Here is a 20,657-nt window from a genome sequence, read left to right on the forward strand (position 1 = left end):
AAACTTTACAACAGCTTAAATGTGAAATTAAACAATACATGACTTATTATAATAACTATAGATATCAGTGGGGATTAAAGAAGATGACTCCTGTCCAATACAGAAATCATCTTCTTAATGTAGCATAGTCTTTTTTAAATTCTCCTTTACAAAGGGTACAGATTAATATTTTAATAACCTTCATTTTTCAATCAAAAGCTAAATTTTAAGTTTTGAAATTATATTTTAAACACCTTTATCTCATCTGTAAGCTTCATAGCAAGTCCATTAAGATCATCTGCAAGCTTTGCTACTTCTTCAACCGCTACTGATTGCTGCTGCATAGAAGCACTTACATTTTGAGATGATGATGCGCTTTCTTCTGATACTGCTGCTATATTTTGTATTGACTCTACTATATTATTTTTATCGTCATTCATATTATTTATAAAATCACTCATCGAGGATATCTTATAAGTTATATCTCCAACAGATTTTGATATTACATCAAATGAATTATTAACTCTGTTAACTGATTCAACTTGTTCTTTTGATACTTCTTTTACTTCATTCATTATAGTTACAGCATTATCGCTATCTTTTCTTATATTATCTATTATCTCCTTTATGTTGTTTGTTGCAACTCTTGATCCCTCTGCAAGCTTTCTTATCTCATCTGCTACAACTGCAAACCCTTTTCCATGTTCTCCTGCACGTGCTGCCTCTATAGATGCATTAAGTGCTAATAAATTAGTCTGATCTGCTATAGTTGTTATGGTATTTAATATGTTCTGTATATCCTCAGATTTTTTATTAAATTCTATTATAGCTTCTTCTACTTTAAGTGTAGCCTTTGAATTTTTTTTAGTCTTTTGAATTAATTCTTCAACTGCTTCAAATCCAGATACATTTGAATTAGCTACATTTTCAGCTGATTCAAACATGTCATTAGTATTTTTGTTTAGTTCATCAAATTTATTTGCAAGATTTTCAACTAGCTCATATCCTCTTTCAGCCTCTTTTGCTTGAGATATAGAACCACTGGCTATTTCTTGAACTATAGATCCAACTTGTTCTGATGTTGCACTAGTTTCTTCTGCTATTGCAGCTAAGTTCTCTGATGAATTTCTTACATTAATAGTTACATCGGTTATATTAGTTATCAATCCCCTTAATGTATCTACGGTATTGTTAAATCCATGTGCAAGGTCTTCAAATTCATCTCCAGTCTTAATGCTAGATTGTACCGTTAAATCACCAGATTTTATACTTTCAGTATATTCTATTATGCTTCTTATTTGTTTAGTTATATTATTAGAGAATATATAAGCTATAAATATAGCTCCTAATAACGATAACCCTAGTATTATTAATGATTTCTTTAATATATCATTTGCCCTACTATATATTTCCTCAGTATAAATACTTCCTATTACTATCCATCCTGTCGATTCCATAGTCTTGAATTGTGCATACTTTGAATTCAATTTTCCATCTTGTTCATATTCGTATTCTACACTCGTTTTATTCTCATCAAGTGCCTTAACTATATCTTGAGAATCTATTTTTCTACCTATTTTCTCAGGATTTTGGTGACTCATAATTAGCTTATCAGATGATATAAGTATAGGGTATCCATTATTTCCTATAGTCATTTTATTTATATTTTTTGATAATGTATCAAGAGATATATCTATACCTATAACCCCTATAAACTGATTATTATTATATACAGGTGCTGATGCCGTTACTACTAATTTATTACTATGTACATCTATATATGGCTGTGTCCATGATATAGCATTTCTTTCAACTGCATTTTTATACCATATCCTCTCTTTTGGATTAAATCCATCTTCATATTGAGCCTCAGGATACGTATACATACTCTTGTCCTCAAGACCTAAGTATATAGATACAGAGTCTTTATGAGAATTTATAAAATCTTTAAATATATGCATCATAAATTCTTCATATTCAGGATGTTCCACTATTGATTTTACATCTACATTATTTGATATCATATTTAAATTTTCATTATATCCATTTAAATAGTTGTGTATAGATATCTCTATCCCATCAATAGTGCTAGATGCCAGTTCTTTTAAATCTTCATCTATTATACCTATACCTCTCTTATAAGCACCCATTTCAAAAACTATTAGAGGAATACTTATCAGAACTATAAACATTATTATAAGCTTATTTTTTATTCCTAATTTCATATCTTCATTCTCCTCCTTTATTGTTTTATCTACAATATATATATTAACATATATTACTTATTTTTCTATACTTTTTTACTTTTTATTCGAAGGCTAAAAGTTCTGAATCTTTGCTCTTTTAAAACAAAAAAAAATGGCTAAATAGCCATTTTTTTAGTCAAATAAACAACTTACAGATTCATTTGAAAATATCTTGTTTATAGCACTTGCAAATATAGGTGCAATAGATTGTACCTTTATTTTATCTATCATTTTATCTTCTGCCAAGTGTATTGTATCAAGAACTATAAGCTCTTTTATAACTGAGTTTTGTATTCTCTCAAGTGCAGGTCCTGATAAAACAGGGTGTGTACAACAAGCATATACTTCTTTTGCTCCAAACTCTTTTAATGCATTAGCTCCATTTGTTATTGTACCTGCAGTGTCTATCATATCATCTACTAATATAACATTCTTATCTTTTATATCTCCGATTATATTCATAACCTCAGATACATTTGCCTTTGGTCTTCTCTTGTCTATTATAGCTATTGGTGCATTTAATTGATTAGCAAAGTTTCTAGCTCTTGTAACGCTTCCAAGGTCTGGTGATACAATTACTAAATCTTCTATTTGTTTTTCTTTGAAATATTTGGCAAGTATTGGTACTCCAAGTAAATGATCTACTGGTATATCAAAATATCCTTGTATTTGAGCAGCATGTAAGTCCATAGTAAGAACTCTATCAGCTCCCGCAGCTGTTATTAAGTTTGCAACTAATTTTGCTGTGATTGGATCTCTAGCCTTTGCTTTTCTATCTTGTCTAGCATATCCATAATACGGTATTACAGCTGTAATTCTACCTGCTGATGCTCTTTTTAGTCCATCAATAGTAATTAATAGTTCCATTAAGTTATTGTTTACTGGACTATTAGTTGATTGAATAACGAATACATCTGTTCCTCTTACTGTTTCCTGAATATTTACAGATATTTCTCCATCACTAAATGTTGATACATCAGTTTTTGCTAAATCTACATTTAAATGCTCAGCTATTTTTTTTGCAAGTTCAGGGTTAGAGTTTCCTGTAATAATTTTAATTTCACTACCACTAGTATTCATATATGAATAACCTCCCAGAAGAATTTTGTATGTAATTATTTTTTTAATATACCTTTTTTATCTACCCAACCTTCTTTGTTCACTTGTTTTGCTCTTGCTATTGATAAATTTCCACTTGGAACATCATCTGTTATAGTAGATCCTGTAGCTATATATCCTTTTTCTTTAACTGTAACAGGTGCTATCAAATTACAGTTTGATCCTATGAATGCATTATCTTCAACTATAGCTTTAAATTTATTCTTTCCATCATAGTTTACAAAAACTACTCCACATCCTATATTGACATTCTTCCCAATACTAGCATCTCCTATATAAGCTAAGTGAGATGCTTTTGAGTTATCTCCTATTGTAGAATTTTTAACTTCTACAAAGTCTCCTATTTTTACATTCTCACCTATTAAGCTATTAGGTCTTAAATATGCATACGGTCCAACTGTTGTATTGTTTCCAACAGTACTGTCAATTATAGTAGATGATTGGATTTCTATGTTGTCGTTTATTAAGGAATTCTCAATTCTACAATTAGCTCCTATTGTACAATCTTCTCCAATTTTTGTAGTTCCTTTTATTATAGTTCCAGGATATATTATAGTATCCATACCTATTTCAACATCGCATTCTATGTATGTATTGTTAGTATCTATTATAGTAACTCCATTTTCCATATGATATTGATTAATTCTATTCTTCAGTATGTTCTCTGCTCTTTGAAGGTCTACTCTTGAGTTAACACCCATTAATTCTTCTATAGTTGATCCTTCATATGCTCCTACTTTATAGCCTTCATTCTTTAAGATTTCTATTACATCTGTAAGATAGTATTCACCTTGATTGTTATTATTAGATATCTTAGATAAGCTCATTTTAAGTTCTTTTCCATTAAAGCAGTATATACTAGAATTTATTTCATTAACCTTTGCTTCTTCTTCAGTTGCATCTTTTTGCTCAACTATTTTTAATACATCTTTATTAGTATCTCTTATTAGTCTCCCATATCCTGTAGGGTTATCTACTTTTGTAGTTAAAACTGTTGCAACACATCTATTTTCTTTATGGTAATCAAATAGTCTTTGTAGAGTAGTCTCTTTTATAAGAGGTGTATCTCCACATAAAACTACTATTTTATCGTCTTCTTTTATGTAATCTTTAGCCATAATAACAGCATGTCCTGTTCCTAGCTGCTGCTTTTGTATAGCAGTTTTGACATTGTTTTTTAAATTATCTTTAACCATTTCAGCTTCATGTCCAAGAATTACTATATTTTCACAACATCCAGCCTTCATAGCTATGTTTATAACATGATTTACCATTTCAGTTCCACATACTTTATGCAATACTTTAGGAAGCTTAGATTTCATTCTAGTTCCCTTACCAGCAGCAAGTATTATAGATTTTAAATTCATAATTTCACCTCATGTGTATATTAATATATCACTTTCACTTAAATACTATAGCATTTTTTGTTCAAAAAGTACATAATAATGCGATATAAAATAATGGATATTATATATTTTGTTCGATTTTTAAATTTTAAAAAACTTCAAAAAATTCAAAACCATATAATTTCTATATATCAAAAAAAATACTTATATTGTTAAGATTCGTACTCTTAACAATATAAGTATTTTTATAAGTTTAATATTATTCCATTGCAACTTCCATTTTAGCTAAAGCTTCTTCATAAGCATTTAATATATTATCTTGAAGTACTTGTCTCATATGAGAGTTGATTGGATGAGCTATATCTCTAAATTCGCCTTCTGTTATCTTTCTACTTGGCATAGCTATAAAAAGACCATTTTGACCTTCTATAATTTTTATATCGTGTACAACGAATAAATTATTAAAAGTTACAGATACAATCCCCTTCATCTTTCCATCGTCTGTTATCTTTCTTACCCTAACGTCTGTTATTTCCAAAATACCCACTCCCCTTTATAAAAATAAAGATTTTTAATGTAGACTTTCTTAAGATTCGTAATATATATTATGCTTATCCTACAATTTAAATAGTAGTATAACTCCTTACTCCTTATAAAAAGCTACATTAATTGTTAATATATTTCATGGTAATATATTCTATGGTAATATATTCTACAAACTTTTTCAATTCCCTTTTAATTTTTTTACAATTTTTATGTAACCTTCATTGATTTTCATACATTATTCTATTGTTTTTTTTCTAATCAAAAAAGTGCAATTCTTAATAAGAATTGCACTCATATAACTAGTCTATTATAAAGTTTTTATTCGGTTCAACCTTTATAATTCCATTTAATTCATCTATTTCATTCAGATCTATCAAAGATACATAATCTTTTACAAGTTTTTCATTAGGTGCAGTTGTAGATATTAAAACCCCTTTTCCTATAACTTGAGCATTAAATTCATTCATAAGGTCTTGCATACCTTTTAATGTTCCTCCACCTCTCATAAAGTCGTCTATTAATATTACCTTAGACCCTTCTTTTAATGCCTTTCTAGGAAGTGTCATAGTTTGTACTATATTCTTACTTCCAGATACATACGTTATGTTAAGAGATGAACCTTCTGATGCTTTTGTATCCTTTCTTATTATAAGAAGAGGTAGATTCATAGCTTTTGCTGTCATAAGTGCCATAGGTATACCTTTTGTTTCTATTGTAACTACATAATCAGCTTCACTATAGTCTATGTATGATGCAAATATCTTTCCTATTTTAGATGATATTTCAGGACTGTATATAAGATCTATTAAATATAAAAAACCTCCTGATAATATTCTTGATTGATCATCTATTTGTTCACATAGTTTATTTAAGAATACTTCATTATCCTTTGCTGATATCTTTGGAATATATTTAACTCCACCTGCAGCTCCTGCTATTGTTATAACTTTACCTAAGTCTAATTTTTCAAATACATTTTTCACGACCAATATATCTTCACTTACAGTAGATTTTGCTGCATTAAACTTTTCAGTAAAATAGCTTAGTGTAAATACTTTGTTTGGATTGTCTGAAAGTATTTTTACTATAGCTCCAATTCTTTCAGTTCTTTTAAATTTCATAGACTCCCTCCTTTTAGATTATTTTGGTATGGTATATTTATACACAATTCAAAAATTTTATAATTTCCTTAGAGATAAAATATATTATTATGTTATAATAGAATTTACGTTTTATACATATTAATAGTAATAGATATAATTTATTATTTGTATTTTATTTTAATAAATGTAAATTGTATGTTTTTTATATTAAAAAGTCTATTTCTAAAATTTTTAGATAAAGACTTCTATATTATAACACAATATTAGTTATTAAGGAGAGTTGATTTTATATGCATATACACTTTATAGGAATTGGCGGAATAAGCATGAGTGCACTTGCTAAGATATGCTTACATAAAGGATATGTTGTTTCTGGTTCTGATTTTAAAGATTCAGATACTGTTGACATGTTAAGAAATCAAGGTATAAGTGTATTCATTGGTCATAAGAAACAAAATATAACTGATGATATAAATTTAGTGGTTTACACTGCTGCTATAAGCGATGATAATGAAGAGCTTAATCAAGCACGCTTAAGAAATATAAGAACTTTATCTAGAGCTGAGTTTTTAGGTGAAATAATGAAGGAGTACAAAAATCCTATAGCCATTTCGGGAACTCATGGAAAAACTAGTACTACTTCTATGCTATCTGTAATTTTTCAGTATTCAAATCTTGATCCTACTATACTTGTAGGTGGTAATTTAAAGGATATAGGTGGTAATGTAAAAATAGGTAATTCAGAAAACTTCATTACCGAAGCTTGTGAGTATGTTGATAGCTTCTTGAATTTTAACCCTAAGGTTTCTATTGTTCTAAATATAGAAGCAGATCATTTGGATTATTTTGACGGACTTGATGATGTTAAAGATTCTTTTAATAAATTTGGAAAGATTCTTCCTAATGATGGATATTTCATAATAAATGGTGATGATGTTAACTGTGTTGATGTTTTAGATGGTGTCGATTCTAACATTATAAAATATGGAAAGTCAAGTAATAATAATATGATTATTGATAATGTTTCATTTGATAAGTTAGGTCATGGTTCATTCTCTCTTTCATTTGATAATAAAGACCTTGGAAAATTCAAACTTTGTGTTCCAGGACTTCATAATATATACAACGGAGCAGCTGCTATATGTGCATCTTTAGTTTCTGGTATTGATGTAGATACTATAAGAGATAATATATCCAAGTATAAAGGTGTTGGTAGAAGATTTGAGTACAAAGGGATTTATAATAAGGCTACTATAATAGATGATTACGCTCATCATCCAACAGAAGTTAAGGCTACCCTAGAAGCCGCTAAGAATATGTGCAAGGGGAATCTTTGGTGTGTATTTCAACCACATACTTATACTAGAACTTCTTCTCTTTTAGATGAGTTCGCAGCTTCTTTTAATGATGCATCTTTCGTTGTAATAACTGATATATATGCAGCAAGAGAAAAAAACGATGGGTCTATTCATTCTAAGGATTTGGTTGAAAAGATTAAGAAATATAATGAGAATGTTATTTATATAAAAGAGTTTGATGATATTGTTAATTATTTAGAATATAATGTTAAAGCTGGAGATGTAGTTATAACTACTGGGGCTGGAAATATATATGAGGTTGCAGATAAGCTTATATAATCTGTAGTAAGTAAAAAAGATGGTTATTAAAATACCGCTAGTGTATTAAATATTTTAATAACCATCTTTTTTTTGATTTAGCTATTGGTATCCCAAATTAAGTACACTAAATGTTTTTTAGCCCGAACTGTACTTTGCTTTTAAATTTTAAAATTTATTTCAGATATTTTTTTATAGAACTTGTTTTAAATTTCTTATACATTGAATCTTTATTTCCAAAATTTTTTTCTTCTGAATCTGTATCATCCAAGTTAAATTTACTAAATTCGTCAGCAGTTATCCAATATCCATCAGTACCTTTATGTTTTCTTAAAAATAGTAGATATTTCGAATTAGGTTTTAATGCTGTATAATCATCAAAGGTAAATATAATTTTGCCTGGTTGAACTCCTTTTATTGGAGCTGTGTAGATTGCTTCGTGAACTTTTAGAATCTCTTTTTTATCCCAATTTCCTTTATACACTTTTTGTATTTCAACTGGTGTTTCTGTATATCCACTTTCAGTTGGTAGCCCTTCATTCACTAAAATATTTGTGGATTTTCCTGTTTTTTTCACCTCAACTATATACTCCGAACGTTCTATCAATTGTTCAAAAGTTTGAGGGAATGATCTAATTCCATGCACTTTTGCTTCCTTAACAATAATATTATCAAGTATAATATAGCTTATAATTGCTAAAAAACCTACAAGTATAAAAAATATATTTTTTTTCATTTATTAATCACCTCTAGTATTAAGATATTTCGAAATATTTTATTATAAAACTTCAGCTCTAAAATCATATAAATTCTTTTATGAAAGTATTAAATTTTTTTTAAATTTATTATATACTTAATTACCCCATTTGCTTATAATGTGTTGTGCATCATAATATGATGGATATGGAGTGCTAGTTTCTATCTAGAGTCTCCTTTTTTATATTTAGTATATATTCAAATTTTGTATATAATTTATTATGTGTAGTTAGATATTAAATCTTGCATAAATAAGATTTTATATGGAAAAATTTGGTTATAGTTTAAAAAATCAAACAAAAAAATGACGCTCATTTAAATGTTAGCTACTTTTGATTAATGTTTTTCCATAAAACTTAGATTGTGCTGTTAAAATATCCGTTAAGAAACTTCTTTGTCTGACCTTAGGGAGTTTAAGAAGTTTTAGGATATTTTATAAAGCACAATCTTTAGTTTTATTAAAACATTAATTAAGTAGCGGTATTTAAATGAGCGTCATTTTTCGCTTAACCACTAATATATTTATTAATACACCATCTATATATTATTAATCACAGAATCTACAATCAAATCTGCCCCTTTTATCTTATAATACTTATCCTTTATCTTTATATGATTCTCATATATTATCATCTCCTGCTCTTTTGACTCACCCTTAAGCTTAAGATGATATCTTTCAAATTCATAATCTTTAAATTCAACTGGTTCTTTAATTTCTCTAAATAAATATCTTACTAGCTCGTCCTTCAATTCTCCTTCTAGTTCTTCTTCTATTTCATTTATTTTATCTTGTATTTTTATTGTTTGAACCCATTCATACCCTATTTCATCTGATTCATTATTACTCTTTGATACAAATAATACATCACAAAGATAATTATATAATGAATCGTCTATTTCATAGTATGCTGTATAATCTTTATAGTATATTCCCAGACCTGTTTTCCCTAATGTTTTTGCATATATTTCATAGTTATCTAGTTTTATATTTATATCAAAATTATCTTTTACTTCATCTATAAGCTTTGATGCATTATACTGACTTATATTTGCTTTTTTATGTATTTTATCATTGAATTCTTTTATATTTACAATTTGTTTTTGTTTGTTTTTATAAGATATTTGGACTTCCTTTATATCATTAATTTTTTTTATAGTATCAAATGATGTATTTGTAGCTTTATCTATAAGGCTTTCTAATTCTTTAGTTTGTTCATCTTCTATATCAAAGTATTGAGTTTCTTTACCTTTTACTATTTTTATATAGTTACAGTCTGTACTAAACTTTATATCATCTGAATATCCAGTTAGTATTTCTTTAAATTCAACTTTTTCTATTTTCTTGCTTTTTTCGATATAGTATTTAAAATCTTTAAAATAGTCTTGTTCTATTGTTATATCTTTTATGTTTTCGTCTGATAATTTTATGCTTTGTTCTTTTAACAGATATTTCATAAGATTTACTTCTTGATTTATTGCTTGAGTTGCTTGTTCTTCTTTCTCTTTAGTTCTTAGGATAGTTATCAAAAAACTTATTAAAAATACTATTCCTGCAAATATTAGCATTGATTTTATAACTTTTTTATTCACTATATCACCTCATTAAATTTTAGTCTTATGATTGCATTTTTTACATAAATTCTTCTTTGGCTCAACGTGGACTATAACAGCTTTTATATTATCTGAACTTTTTATTATATTTTCTTCTACATTGTGTGCTATTTCATGGCCATCAAATACTGTGATTTTTCCATCTACGCATATTGTTAAATCTATATATGCCATAGCGCCATGACGTCTACTTTTAAAGCTTTTTACATTAAAAACGCCTTTAGTATTCATAGCTATAGTGTTAAGCTTATCTTTTTCTTCCTTTTCTATAGAGTAATCCATAAGTTCATTAGATGATGAGATTAATATTTCTATACCAACCTTTATTACAAATAATGATACTACTACTCCTGCAAGTGGATCTAATACCTTAAATCCAATCATAGATCCTATTATTCCTATTAAAGCTCCAATCGTAGATAAAGAGTCTGATCTATGGTGCCAAGCATCTGCCTTAAGAGATGGTGAGTTAATCTTATTTGCTACCTTTATTGTTATATGATATTGGTACTCTTTAAATAATATAGATATAACACCAACAATTAGCGGAAGCATGGTAGGTACTTTGACCTTATCTAAGTTGAATAAAAGCTTAAAAGAATTAAATCCTATCTCAGCTCCAACAAATAATAGAATTAATGATAGTATAAATGCAACTAAGGTCTCTGCTTTTTCATGACCGTAATTATGCTCACTATCTTGTGGTTTTTTTGATATATAGTTTCCAATTAAAACCCCTACAGATGTGACTATATCAGAAGCAGAATGCATACCATCTGCAAGCATTGCATTAGAACTGCCAAAAAAACCTGCTAATAACTTTATAACTGTTAATATAATATTTATTATTATAGATTTTATAGTAACGCTTGTTGATTCTTCATATCTGGTTCCCATAATACCCTCCTGATTTGATAATGGGTAATCAACTTTATTAAAAGCTAAACACCCATATACTATATAACTTGTCTATATTATACTCTATCTCAACATTCTTTAAAAGAGTAACTGACTATATAAAAATACGGCAATAAATTTTCAATAAAAATTCATTGCCGCATTTTAAAATTTATTTATCAGCTACTGCTATTAATCTACTCTTACAATCTATACAACATATCCAATATCCATATGTTTTATTTTTCTCATCACATGGCATAAATTTGCAAAAACCAGTTTCACCTTCATCTGGTTGCTCATTACGTCTTCCAGGTATTCCATATACATAATACTTTCGATTTCCATCACAACTATATTTTATTCCAAATATATAGTGTCTATACTTATACGATAAAGATGTTACATCTGAATATATAGTATAATTTATATAATTTATATATCCAAGATATGGCATTGTATAACTGCACATAGACATAGGATTTATATCAATTTTCCACCATCTAGTATTATCTATATCTTTTATGAACGGTTTTATTTCTTTATGTTTTTTTAATAGTTTTTTTAATTTTCTAGGTATAAGGTGTATGGTATCTTGATTATATTCTATTTTTTCTTCTATCTTTTCTTCTTGCGAATAAAGAGATTTTTCTTTGTCTTTTTTTTTTTTCGTTCTAGGTTCTTCTTCTAATTCCTCTTCTAACTCTTCTTGTATTTCTTCTTGTTCAATATCTGTATCTTCTTCATTTTTTTCTTCTTCTTCTTCAATTTCTAAAGATTCTTCTCTTTGGAATTCTTCTTTTTTTGGCTCAATAACTATCTCTATTTCATCTTTTTTATCTAAAACTTCACCTGTATACTCTTCTCTTTTCATATCTTGATTTATAAGTTCTTCATAATTATCTATCATCTTACCCTTAAAACCTATCAGAGGTATATTATTTTCATGCTTTAGGGCTATACTTTTCACATCTAAGTCATAACCATCAAAATTCATTTTAAATTCGCCCTTACCATTTTCATTTACTAAAACTCTTCCTATATCCTTTGTAGTCAGATCATCTTGTATTAAAATTATTCTATACCCTGATTTAACATATTTCACATTCTCAACGTAAATCATTATATTTACTTTTTCTTCTCTTGTCTCAATTTTTGCAAATGCCTTAGGTGATACTTTCTCTTTTAATCTAAATGATGGGTCCTTTGATTCTAATATCATATAATCTCTTTTATATCTTCTTCTCAATACTATCCCCCCATTAAAATAAATCTATATTACTACTTATATGTTTTTTAGGGGCATACTATGCTTACTTTTTTTATTGAAATATAGTTCTTTTTTCTTAGGTTCTGGAGTTATCAAAAACTATATATAAAAATACCGCAAGTGCAACGATATTTTGAATACAACTAAGATTTTTATATATAGTTTTAATAGCAAGTGTTCTTTATAAAGTGAAACTTAATTCAGATGGAGTTTAAGAATTACATTTAAAAAATGAAGCTAATTGAAATGTTAGCTACTTTTAGTTAATGTTTTTTTATAAAACTTAGATTGTGACGTTTAAATATCTGTTAAGAAACTTCGTTGTTTGACCGTAAGGGAGTTTACGAAGTTTTAAGATATTTAATAAGGAACAATCTATTAGTTTTATAAAAACATTGACCAAGTAGCGGTATTTCAATTAGCTTCATTTTTAGCTTAAACATATAACTGTATCTATATAACTTACTTATTTATTTTCTAATTTATCATATACCTTATTAGCTAGATTAGCAAACTCATCTATCGATAAAGTTTCCCCTCTTCTTTTAGCATCTATTGATGCTTCTTCTAAAACTTGCTTTACTTCTTCTTTAGAAAGATCTATATCATATGAGCTTATTGCATTTAATATAGTTTTTCTTCTCTTTGAAAAAGCTGCCTTTACCACTTTAAAGAATAAATCTTTATCCTTTAAATCCTGCTTTATTTCTTCATGAGACCTTAAAGCTATTACTGTAGAGTCTACATTAGGTTGAGGTATAAACATACTTCTTGGAACTTTTGCAACTATATGAGGTTCACAATAGTATTGTACTGCCACTGATAATGATCCATAATCTTTAGTAGATGGAACGGCACTCATTCTATCAGCTACTTCCTTTTGAACCATAACCACTATATCACTTACTTTTATATCTTCTTCTAAAAACTTCATTACTATAGGCGTTGTTATATAATAAGGAAGGTTAGCTACAAGCTTTATAGGTTTTGAATCAAGCTTTTCATCTACAAGTTCCTTTATATCAACCTTTAATACATCTTCGTTTACAACCTCTACATTATCGCATTCAGATAATGTATCCTTAAGTATAGGTATAAGTTTTTTATCTATCTCTACTGCTACTACTTTTTTAGCAATCTTTGATATTTCTCTAGTCAATGTACCTATACCAGGTCCTATTTCAACTACATAATCGTCTTTGGTTATTCTTGCTCCGTTTATTATTTTATCTATTATATTTGAATCTATTAAAAAGTTTTGTCCAAGGGACTTTGAAAACTTAAATCCATATTTTTCTACTACATCTTTAGTATTTCTGTATGTTGAAAGTTTTTCCATGTAATCGCTCCTATTTATCTATATTTTTAAGTGATTCTTCAAATTCTTCTCTTGTTACTCCATAGTTGTTAAGTCTACTTAAAAACTGCTTTGCATTTCCATATCCTATTCCTAAAATTTTTCCAATCTCATCTCTTTTTTTAGATGCATCATCAAATCCTACAAGTCCATTTCTAACCAAATCTTTTTTAGTAAATTCTTCTCTTTTTTGTACGTTCTCTGTTCTAACTTTATTTAAAGCAGCTATTATACTCTCTCTTGATGCATTCTCAATTCCTATATCTCCATCCTTTATAGCTTCTTCTCTTGGCAAGAATGCATGCTTACATCCAGGTATTTGAGCTGCTATTTTCTTTCTTATTTTTTCTCCTGCAAAATCAGGATCTGTAAATATTATAACCCCTCTTCTTTTTTGTGCTTCTTTAATTCTTTTCATAACGCCTTTTGGGAATCCAAATCCACCTGTTGTTATAAGTTCAGCATCTACTGCCTTTTTAACAGCTGTTACATCATCTCTTCCTTCGACTACTATTATTTCTTTTACCAGCTTAATCACCTCTAAAATCTATATTTAAATTCGCTTATGCTAATACATAGTTCATATTACTATGTTAATTATATACGAAATTTAACTTTATGTATAATTAAAATTCCCAATATTATTTTTAACAAAAATAATATTGGGAATACATATTCTTTATTAGATTATTTTAAAACATATACTTTTAAATTTTTTCTTCCAAATTTATTCGCTTTTGGTAAGCTAGCCATGTATATATCTATCTTATTTCCTTTTATAGCTCCACCTGTATCTTCTGCTACACATGTCATTCCTAAATGAGGTATGTAAACTTTACTTCCTAAAGGTATAACTTTAGGGTCTACAGCTATAACTCCTGGTCTTACTGTTGTTCCCATATAAGTTTTTCCATATCCCTTATCTCCTGGTCTTTTGCCTGTACTTTCAAATCCAGCAGTATAAGCACTAGCATTTACAATTATTGATTTTTTAAAGCTCTTTGTTTGACCCCTTGATGTAACTATAAAATCTTTAGTTCCTTTTTTTATTATCTTATTAATCGGGTCTTGTATAGTATTCTCAGAAACTAACATTCTACTTTCTTCTTTTCCATCACTGTACCTTACCTTGTAAGTAGATTCTTTTTTACCATAAATTCCATCTTGTACCTTTTCAACTCTTCCTATTTCAAGCTTATTATCATATAAAGTTTCAACGTCATATCCAACATCTTCTGTTTGTGTAACTAGTTTTTCTTCAACCCTTACTATTTTAATTTCATCATTTTTACTTAATTCATGCTTTAATGATGGAATTACCTTGTCAAGTTCTGATACAGTTACCTTATTTTCTTTTAACATACCCTCTACAGTATCTTCTGTAGTTATTATTTTTTGTACTTCTCCATTTAAAACTAAATTTACTTCAAATGCTCTCTTAACTGTTATCTTCATGTTGTCTTTTAATTTTGAATTTAAATCGGGGAGGACTTTATCATTTTTACCTAATTCAATATTTTGCTCTTTTAGCAGTTCTTGAACCGTATTTGAAAAAGTATGTATTTCTTGATTTTTATTATTTACTATTACTGTAACGTCATTTTCTAGTGCGTAATATATTGAAGTGCATGTAATAACTAATAATATAGCTATTACTGTAGTGTATACTTTTTTAATCTTTAGAACTTCTTTGATCTTTGTTATTTTCTCATTTTCTAACATTTTCATAAGTTTAAGTCTCATATAGATCCCTCCTTTTTTAGTTGGAAAAGACCCTCCCGTAAAGACTTGATAAATTATATTCGATTTTTGAAGTATTGTCAAATTTTTTTCTGAAATTTCCGTCTTTTTCTAGTATTTGCTATAATTTGTATTTATATACATGATATCTTTTAAAAATTTTTAATAGGGGGTTGTATTTTTTCCTCAGTTTCTATGATATGTTTTTATTATGTGTATTATTACTTATTTGTGCAAAATAACCCTCAAAATCTACTCAAGATTTTGAGAGTTAACAATAATTTCTTTCAAAATAAACTCCATTCCACTTAACATTTCCCAATCGTCTGCCTTACACAAAGGACATTTCCCCTTATTTTTTACAATTTTAAAAACCTTATTACAATGATGACACAAACCGTTGGCTGGAATTTCTTCAATTTTTAATTTTGAATTTTCTAAAAGAGTATCTTCTGCTGCATTAGGGAAATACTTTACCATATATTTGGGTACGATTGATGACATTTCACCTATTTGTATAACAACAGTATCTATTTCTTCAATGTTGTTCTGAATGGCAGCCTTTTCGACCATTTTTATTAGTCCTACTAATATAGTTATCTCATGCATAATATTTCCTATCTTTCTTAATTTATATAATTATTTGTCCATGCAATCTCTATTTGGATTTAAAGCTCTTTTAATTTTGATACTAATTGCTCTCATAGCTGCATGTGGTTTAATATTTTCATAACCAAAACTATGAGCATCAAATTCACGATGTATTGTGATTGCATTAAATTTACATCTTGTTGTACATTCTCCACATCCAATACATTTATTTTGATCAACATGAGCAACGCCACATTCTAAGCAGCGACTGGTTTCAGATTTTAATTGTTCTTGGGTAAATGTAATTCGTGGATCTTTAAAAGTGTTATTCTTAGTTAAGTCATGACGAATTTTTTCACGTTTAGCTCTATCATAACCACCTAGATTTAGATTATCTTTATCTAGTGATTTAAAAATTCTTCTATTTCTTCCTAATGTTAATGTTTGACCAGGATGAACAGATCGATGTAATGAATCAGCACCCTCTTTACCAGCAGCAATAGCATCAATTGCATATTTTGGTCCAGTAAAAACATCTCCTCCAACAAATATGTCTGGTTCTCCTGTTTGATATGTTAATGAATCAGCTTTAGCAGTCATATTAGGATTTAACTCTACTTTGCTATCTTTTAGCATATCTTTCCATACAATGGATTGACCGATTGATAATAATACTTTATCGGCTTTAACAGTTTTAATATTACTTTCATCATATTTCGGACTGAATTTTCCCTCTTCATTAAAGGCACTTAAACAACGTTCAAATTCAACTCCTTTTACTTTACCATCTTCAATAATGATTTTCTTTGGACCCCAACCGTTATTTATAATAACACCTTCTTCTTTAGCTTCAAAAACTTCTTCACCTTGGGCAGGCATTTCATTTTCAGATTCTAAGCAGAACATATTTACAGTTTTTGCTTTTGTTCTAAGTGAAGTTCTTGCAACGTCAATTGCAACATTACCTCCTCCAATTACCACAATATTACCTTCCGTATTAATATTTTTTTCTAGGTTAACATCTTTTAAATAAGTAACACCAGATATTACATCTTCATGCTCTTCACCTTCAATATTAAGTTTTCTACTACCTTGGGCACCAATAGCAATATAAAATCCTTTATATCCCTGATCACGTAACTGATCTAATGTAACATCTGTTCCTACTTCAACACCACATCTAATTTCAACACCTAATTGACGAATAACATCAATCTCAGCTTCAACAACATCTTTTTCAAGTCTATATGAAGGAATACCTAAAGTTAACATTCCTCCAGGTTTTTCCTCTTTTTCAAAGATTGTTATTGTATAGCCTTTTTGTGCTAAATAATATGCACAAGAAAGTCCAGCTGGTCCTGAACCAATTATGGCAATTTTAATATGACTATAATCAAATAATTTTTCTGGAACAAATCTTGTTTCTTTATTTAACTCTATATCAGCAATGAATTTTTTTATCTCATCAATTGCAACTGGTTCATCAATATCTCCTCTGGTACACTCACTCTCACAATTATGTGGACAGATACGACCACACACTGCTGGTAATGGATTTTCTTTTTTTATTAATTCTAAAGCATCAAGATATTTTCCTTGGGCTGCTAATTTAATATATGCTTGAACACCTATATTAGCAGGACATGTTGTCTTACATGGTGCTGTACCGCAATGATAAACATTTTCATAATTTTCTCTATAATTTGGATTATAACGTTCTGGTCCCCAGTTATGATCATCAGGAAGTGGAGTAACTGGGTACTTAATTGGTTCTTTAGTACATAAATTTTGTCCTAACTTAACAGCATTGGAAGGACATGTTTTTACACATTCTCCACAAGCAGCACATTTTTTAGAATCAACCTCTGCGATATAATTAGAACGCGACATATTAGGCGTATTAAAGTATTGTGAGGTACGTAGAGCTAAACAAACATCTCGTTCACAATTACAAATTGCCCAAATTTTATTAGTTCCGTCCATGTTTGTAACTTGATGCATATAACCTCTTTTCTCAGCTTTTAGAATAACTTCTTCTGCTTCTTCTTTTGTGATACGTCTTCCTTTTCCCGTTCTAATACAGGATTCAGCAGTAGCCCCTAGTATAATACATAGTTCTTCTGGTAGATTACCAGTACCTTCACCCATTTGAGTGCGAACCAGACGACATTCACATGGTGAAAGACATATATGGTTTTGATATTTAGTTAACCAATACGATATTTCTTCATATGGTGCTCTTCTGGTTTCAGCTTGAATTGCTGATTCAACTGGAATAACACGCATTGCGCCATTTCCCATTGGCATATACTCAGTAACAGGCTCAACAGTATCTATTGTATATTGTTCAAAGGCTCTAGCTATCTCAGGGTGAGCTTGAGCCTGTTCCCTATTAAGCACCATTAGTTCATAGATTCCTGGAACATAAATTGGAAGTTCAAATCTATCTGTTCCATCTCCTTGTGTTTTAATTTCAAGAACTCCCATGTCTGCAAGTTGCATACAAATTTCAAAAGTTTCAGCATAGCTTTTATTTACTCTTTTAGCTATATCTTCTACTGCTTCTTCTTTTCTTCTTTTCATATTAAGTACAACGTCAGCTTGTTCATCAGTTACTAAGTCAGCAAATATATAATATTCGGGATCATTTTCAGTATAAGCTTTTTCTCTGCCACTTATATGTTGTGCCATCTTAACAATTTTTTCTCTTATTTTCATGATTTTCCCCCTTTTGGTTTAATTATAGTATTACTTTTTTGCTTTTAGGACCTGATCTCTCAACCAATCAGTCCAAGCTTTAATACCTTCTCCTGTACGAGCTGAAATTAAAAATATATTAATATCTGGATTAAGCTTTCTAGCTCTTTTACAAACAGCCTCCGTATCAAAATCAAAAACTTCTAAGGTATCAATTTTATTAATCAATAATACATCAACAACCGTAAACATTAATGGATACTTAAGTGGCTTATCATCACCTTCAGGAACTGATAGAATCATGGCACTTTTAGTTGCACCCGTATCAAATTCAGCTGGACACACTAAATTACCTATATTTTCCAAAACAACAAAATCCAAATCATCAGCATTTAAATTATCAAGTCCTTCACTGGTCATCTTCGCATCTAAATGACACATACCCCCTGTATGTAATTGGATCGTTTTTACTCCTGTATTATTAATTATTCTCGCATCTACATCTGAATCTATATCAGCTTCCATAACTCCTATTCCCATTTCGTCCTTTAATTGTTCAATGGTTCTTAAAAGAGTGGTTGTTTTCCCAGAGCCTGGTGAACTCATTAAATTCAATAAAAATGTATTATTCATTCTTAATTTTTCTCTGAGTTTTTCTGCTTCAATATCATTATTTTCATAAATACTTTGTTTTATTTCAATAACTTTAAAATTATCCATCTACTTCTCCTTTCATATTTTTTATATGCTATATTAAGATAGTTATATTAAAATCTCAATAATCCTCCTAAAATTTTACATCAAATTCCACCCAAAATATCCATGAATTATCCACAAACAACAATGTTATATAAATCCTACTAAGTAAATTATAGTTTATCCGAAAGCTAAGAGTTCTAAGACTCCATCCTCTTCAGGTTGGAGATGAGAACTCTACAGCTTCTGAATAAGTTTTACTTGATATTTTGGGGAAAAGAAAAAAGATGGTTATTAAAAAATAACCATCTTTTTTCTTACTTTATATTAAAAAATCTCTTCCCGTTTTCTTTTGTTACTTCACATACTTTTTCGTATGATATCCCCTTTTCTATTGCTATTGTTTCAGCTATATATCTTACATATGATGAGTCGTTTCTCTTTCCTCTGTGAGGATGGGGTGTAAGATATGGAGAGTCTGTTTCTATTAGTAGATTCTCTAGAGGGATTTCTTTTATTACTTCTTTTGTTTTTTTGTTGTTTTTAAATGTTGCAGGACCTGCTATTGATATCATACATCCCATTTTAATGTACTCTTTTGCAAGTTCTACATTTCCTGAATAGCAATGAAGTACACATCCTATTTCTTCATTCTTTGTTCTTTTTATTATATCTAATGTGTCTTGGTGTGCATCTCTATCATGAATTATTATAGGAAGCTTTAGTTGGTTTGCTAGTTTAATTTGCTCCTCAAACCATTTCTTTTGAAGATCTCTTGGAGAATTATCATAATAGTAATCAAGTCCAATCTCACCTATTGCTACTACTTTTTTATTCTTTGCCAATTCTCTTAAAACTTCTATGCTTCCTTTATCCATGTCTTCAACATCATGCGGATGGACTCCAACTGATGCATATATGAAATCGTGTTTTTTAGATAATTCTACTGCTTTTAAAGAAGATGGAATATCAGCCCCAGGGTTTAAAAGAAGTTCTACTCCTGATTCCTTTATTTTATTTATTACTTCTTCTCTATCTTCATTAAATCTATTATCAGTTATATGTGAGTGTGTATCAAATAACATAT

18 protein-coding genes are annotated in these 20,657 nt (G+C 28.9%); 2 read left to right on the forward strand and 16 right to left on the reverse strand.

Translation table 11 applies throughout. The annotated features are described in order from the left end of the window. Window positions 1-128: IS3 family transposase (locus tag N4A48_RS07375; RefSeq protein WP_293665285.1), on the forward strand; the 128-nt coding region annotated here is incomplete at its 5' end. A gap of 90 nt (window positions 129-218) precedes the next feature. Here N4A48_RS07375 and N4A48_RS07380 read toward each other — a convergent pair. The 5 genes from N4A48_RS07380 to purR all read right to left on the reverse strand — a co-directional run bounded on the left by N4A48_RS07380 (window position 219) and on the right by purR (window position 6,357). Next, window positions 219-2,204, reverse strand: a complete 1,986-nt coding sequence (locus N4A48_RS07380) for a methyl-accepting chemotaxis protein (RefSeq protein ID WP_293665227.1) — start codon at window positions 2,202-2,204, stop codon at window positions 219-221. Window positions 2,205-2,357: 153 nt separating this feature from the next. Beyond that, window positions 2,358-3,305 (reverse strand): ribose-phosphate diphosphokinase, encoded by a 948-nt coding sequence (locus N4A48_RS07385; RefSeq protein ID WP_293665228.1) that lies wholly within the window; start codon window positions 3,303-3,305, stop codon window positions 2,358-2,360. A gap of 35 nt (window positions 3,306-3,340) precedes the next feature. After that, the gene (glmU, locus tag N4A48_RS07390; protein WP_293665229.1) at window positions 3,341-4,711 is read right to left on the reverse strand and encodes a bifunctional UDP-N-acetylglucosamine diphosphorylase/glucosamine-1-phosphate N-acetyltransferase GlmU; all 1,371 of its coding nucleotides are present in this window, start codon (window positions 4,709-4,711) and stop codon (window positions 3,341-3,343) included. Window positions 4,712-4,949: 238 nt separating this feature from the next. Beyond that, window positions 4,950-5,228: a septation regulator SpoVG gene (spoVG, locus tag N4A48_RS07395; RefSeq protein WP_248481034.1), complete on the reverse strand. Its 279-nt coding sequence runs from the start codon at window positions 5,226-5,228 to the stop codon at window positions 4,950-4,952. A 307-nt stretch (window positions 5,229-5,535) separates the two neighbouring features. Next, complete coding sequence (purR, locus tag N4A48_RS07400; protein WP_293665230.1) at window positions 5,536-6,357, reverse strand: pur operon repressor; 822 nt, start codon at window positions 6,355-6,357, stop codon at window positions 5,536-5,538. 272 nt (window positions 6,358-6,629) lie between these two features. Here purR and murC point away from each other — a divergent pair, with 272 nt between their 5' ends. Next, window positions 6,630-7,976, forward strand: a complete 1,347-nt coding sequence (gene murC / locus N4A48_RS07405; protein ID WP_293665232.1) for a UDP-N-acetylmuramate--L-alanine ligase — start codon at window positions 6,630-6,632, stop codon at window positions 7,974-7,976. A gap of 154 nt (window positions 7,977-8,130) precedes the next feature. Here murC and N4A48_RS07410 read toward each other — a convergent pair whose 3' ends face one another. The 11 genes from N4A48_RS07410 to N4A48_RS07460 all read right to left on the reverse strand — a co-directional run bounded on the left by N4A48_RS07410 (window position 8,131) and on the right by N4A48_RS07460 (window position 20,655). After that, a complete protein-coding gene (locus N4A48_RS07410) occupies window positions 8,131-8,691 on the reverse strand; it encodes a hypothetical protein (protein ID WP_293665233.1) in 561 nt (186 codons plus the stop codon). Between the two features lie 557 nt (window positions 8,692-9,248). Continuing rightward, entirely contained in the window at window positions 9,249-10,301 is a 1,053-nt protein-coding gene (locus N4A48_RS07415) for a hypothetical protein (protein ID WP_293665234.1), read from the reverse strand. A gap of 12 nt (window positions 10,302-10,313) precedes the next feature. After that, window positions 10,314-11,219: a cation diffusion facilitator family transporter gene (locus N4A48_RS07420; protein WP_293665235.1), complete on the reverse strand. Its 906-nt coding sequence runs from the start codon at window positions 11,217-11,219 to the stop codon at window positions 10,314-10,316. Between the two features lie 172 nt (window positions 11,220-11,391). Further along, window positions 11,392-12,468: a hypothetical protein gene (locus N4A48_RS07425; protein ID WP_293665236.1), complete on the reverse strand. Its 1,077-nt coding sequence runs from the start codon at window positions 12,466-12,468 to the stop codon at window positions 11,392-11,394. 487 nt (window positions 12,469-12,955) lie between these two features. Further along, a complete protein-coding gene (gene rsmA, locus N4A48_RS07430; RefSeq protein WP_293665237.1) occupies window positions 12,956-13,828 on the reverse strand; it encodes a 16S rRNA (adenine(1518)-N(6)/adenine(1519)-N(6))-dimethyltransferase RsmA in 873 nt (290 codons plus the stop codon). A 10-nt stretch (window positions 13,829-13,838) separates the two neighbouring features. Beyond that, complete coding sequence (rnmV, locus tag N4A48_RS07435; protein ID WP_293665286.1) at window positions 13,839-14,375, reverse strand: ribonuclease M5; 537 nt, start codon at window positions 14,373-14,375, stop codon at window positions 13,839-13,841. Between the two features lie 158 nt (window positions 14,376-14,533). Then, entirely contained in the window at window positions 14,534-15,589 is a 1,056-nt protein-coding gene (locus N4A48_RS07440) for a 3D domain-containing protein (RefSeq protein WP_293665238.1), read from the reverse strand. Between the two features lie 249 nt (window positions 15,590-15,838). Further along, complete coding sequence (locus tag N4A48_RS07445; RefSeq protein WP_293665239.1) at window positions 15,839-16,195, reverse strand: hydrogenase maturation nickel metallochaperone HypA/HybF; 357 nt, start codon at window positions 16,193-16,195, stop codon at window positions 15,839-15,841. 30 nt (window positions 16,196-16,225) lie between these two features. Beyond that, the gene (locus tag N4A48_RS07450) at window positions 16,226-18,895 is read right to left on the reverse strand and encodes an FAD-dependent oxidoreductase (RefSeq protein ID WP_293665240.1); all 2,670 of its coding nucleotides are present in this window, start codon (window positions 18,893-18,895) and stop codon (window positions 16,226-16,228) included. A 30-nt stretch (window positions 18,896-18,925) separates the two neighbouring features. Beyond that, on the reverse strand, window positions 18,926-19,594 hold the full coding sequence (gene hypB, locus N4A48_RS07455) for a hydrogenase nickel incorporation protein HypB (protein ID WP_293665242.1): 669 nt from the start codon (window positions 19,592-19,594) through the stop codon (window positions 18,926-18,928). A gap of 293 nt (window positions 19,595-19,887) precedes the next feature. Beyond that, window positions 19,888-20,655: a TatD family hydrolase gene (locus tag N4A48_RS07460; RefSeq protein ID WP_293665243.1), complete on the reverse strand. Its 768-nt coding sequence runs from the start codon at window positions 20,653-20,655 to the stop codon at window positions 19,888-19,890. Window positions 20,656-20,657: the final 2 nt, after the last annotated feature.

This window comes from Tepidibacter sp. (assembly GCF_025210165.1).
In the GTDB taxonomy this organism is placed as follows: domain Bacteria; phylum Bacillota; class Clostridia; order Peptostreptococcales; family Peptostreptococcaceae; genus Tepidibacter_A.

What these genes read in the sequence shown, in the direction of transcription:
- N4A48_RS07445 (WP_293665239.1), bottom strand. Translation starts at nt 16,195, where the DNA reads ATGCATGAGATAACTATATTAGTAGGACTAATAAAAATGGTCGAAAAG.
- N4A48_RS07380 (WP_293665227.1), bottom strand. Translation starts at nt 2,204, where the DNA reads ATGAAATTAGGAATAAAAAATAAGCTTATAATAATGTTTATAGTTCTG.
- N4A48_RS07440 (WP_293665238.1), bottom strand. Translation starts at nt 15,589, where the DNA reads ATGAGACTTAAACTTATGAAAATGTTAGAAAATGAGAAAATAACAAAG.
- purR (WP_293665230.1), bottom strand. Translation starts at nt 6,357, where the DNA reads ATGAAATTTAAAAGAACTGAAAGAATTGGAGCTATAGTAAAAATACTT.
- N4A48_RS07460 (WP_293665243.1), bottom strand. Translation starts at nt 20,655, where the DNA reads ATGTTATTTGATACACACTCACATATAACTGATAATAGATTTAATGAA.
- murC (WP_293665232.1), top strand. Translation starts at nt 6,630, where the DNA reads ATGCATATACACTTTATAGGAATTGGCGGAATAAGCATGAGTGCACTT.
- hypB (WP_293665242.1), bottom strand. Translation starts at nt 19,594, where the DNA reads ATGGATAATTTTAAAGTTATTGAAATAAAACAAAGTATTTATGAAAAT.
- glmU (WP_293665229.1), bottom strand. Translation starts at nt 4,711, where the DNA reads ATGAATTTAAAATCTATAATACTTGCTGCTGGTAAGGGAACTAGAATG.
- N4A48_RS07420 (WP_293665235.1), bottom strand. Translation starts at nt 11,219, where the DNA reads ATGGGAACCAGATATGAAGAATCAACAAGCGTTACTATAAAATCTATA.
- N4A48_RS07385 (WP_293665228.1), bottom strand. Translation starts at nt 3,305, where the DNA reads ATGAATACTAGTGGTAGTGAAATTAAAATTATTACAGGAAACTCTAAC.
- N4A48_RS07450 (WP_293665240.1), bottom strand. Translation starts at nt 18,895, where the DNA reads ATGAAAATAAGAGAAAAAATTGTTAAGATGGCACAACATATAAGTGGC.
- N4A48_RS07410 (WP_293665233.1), bottom strand. Translation starts at nt 8,691, where the DNA reads ATGAAAAAAAATATATTTTTTATACTTGTAGGTTTTTTAGCAATTATA.
- rsmA (WP_293665237.1), bottom strand. Translation starts at nt 13,828, where the DNA reads ATGGAAAAACTTTCAACATACAGAAATACTAAAGATGTAGTAGAAAAA.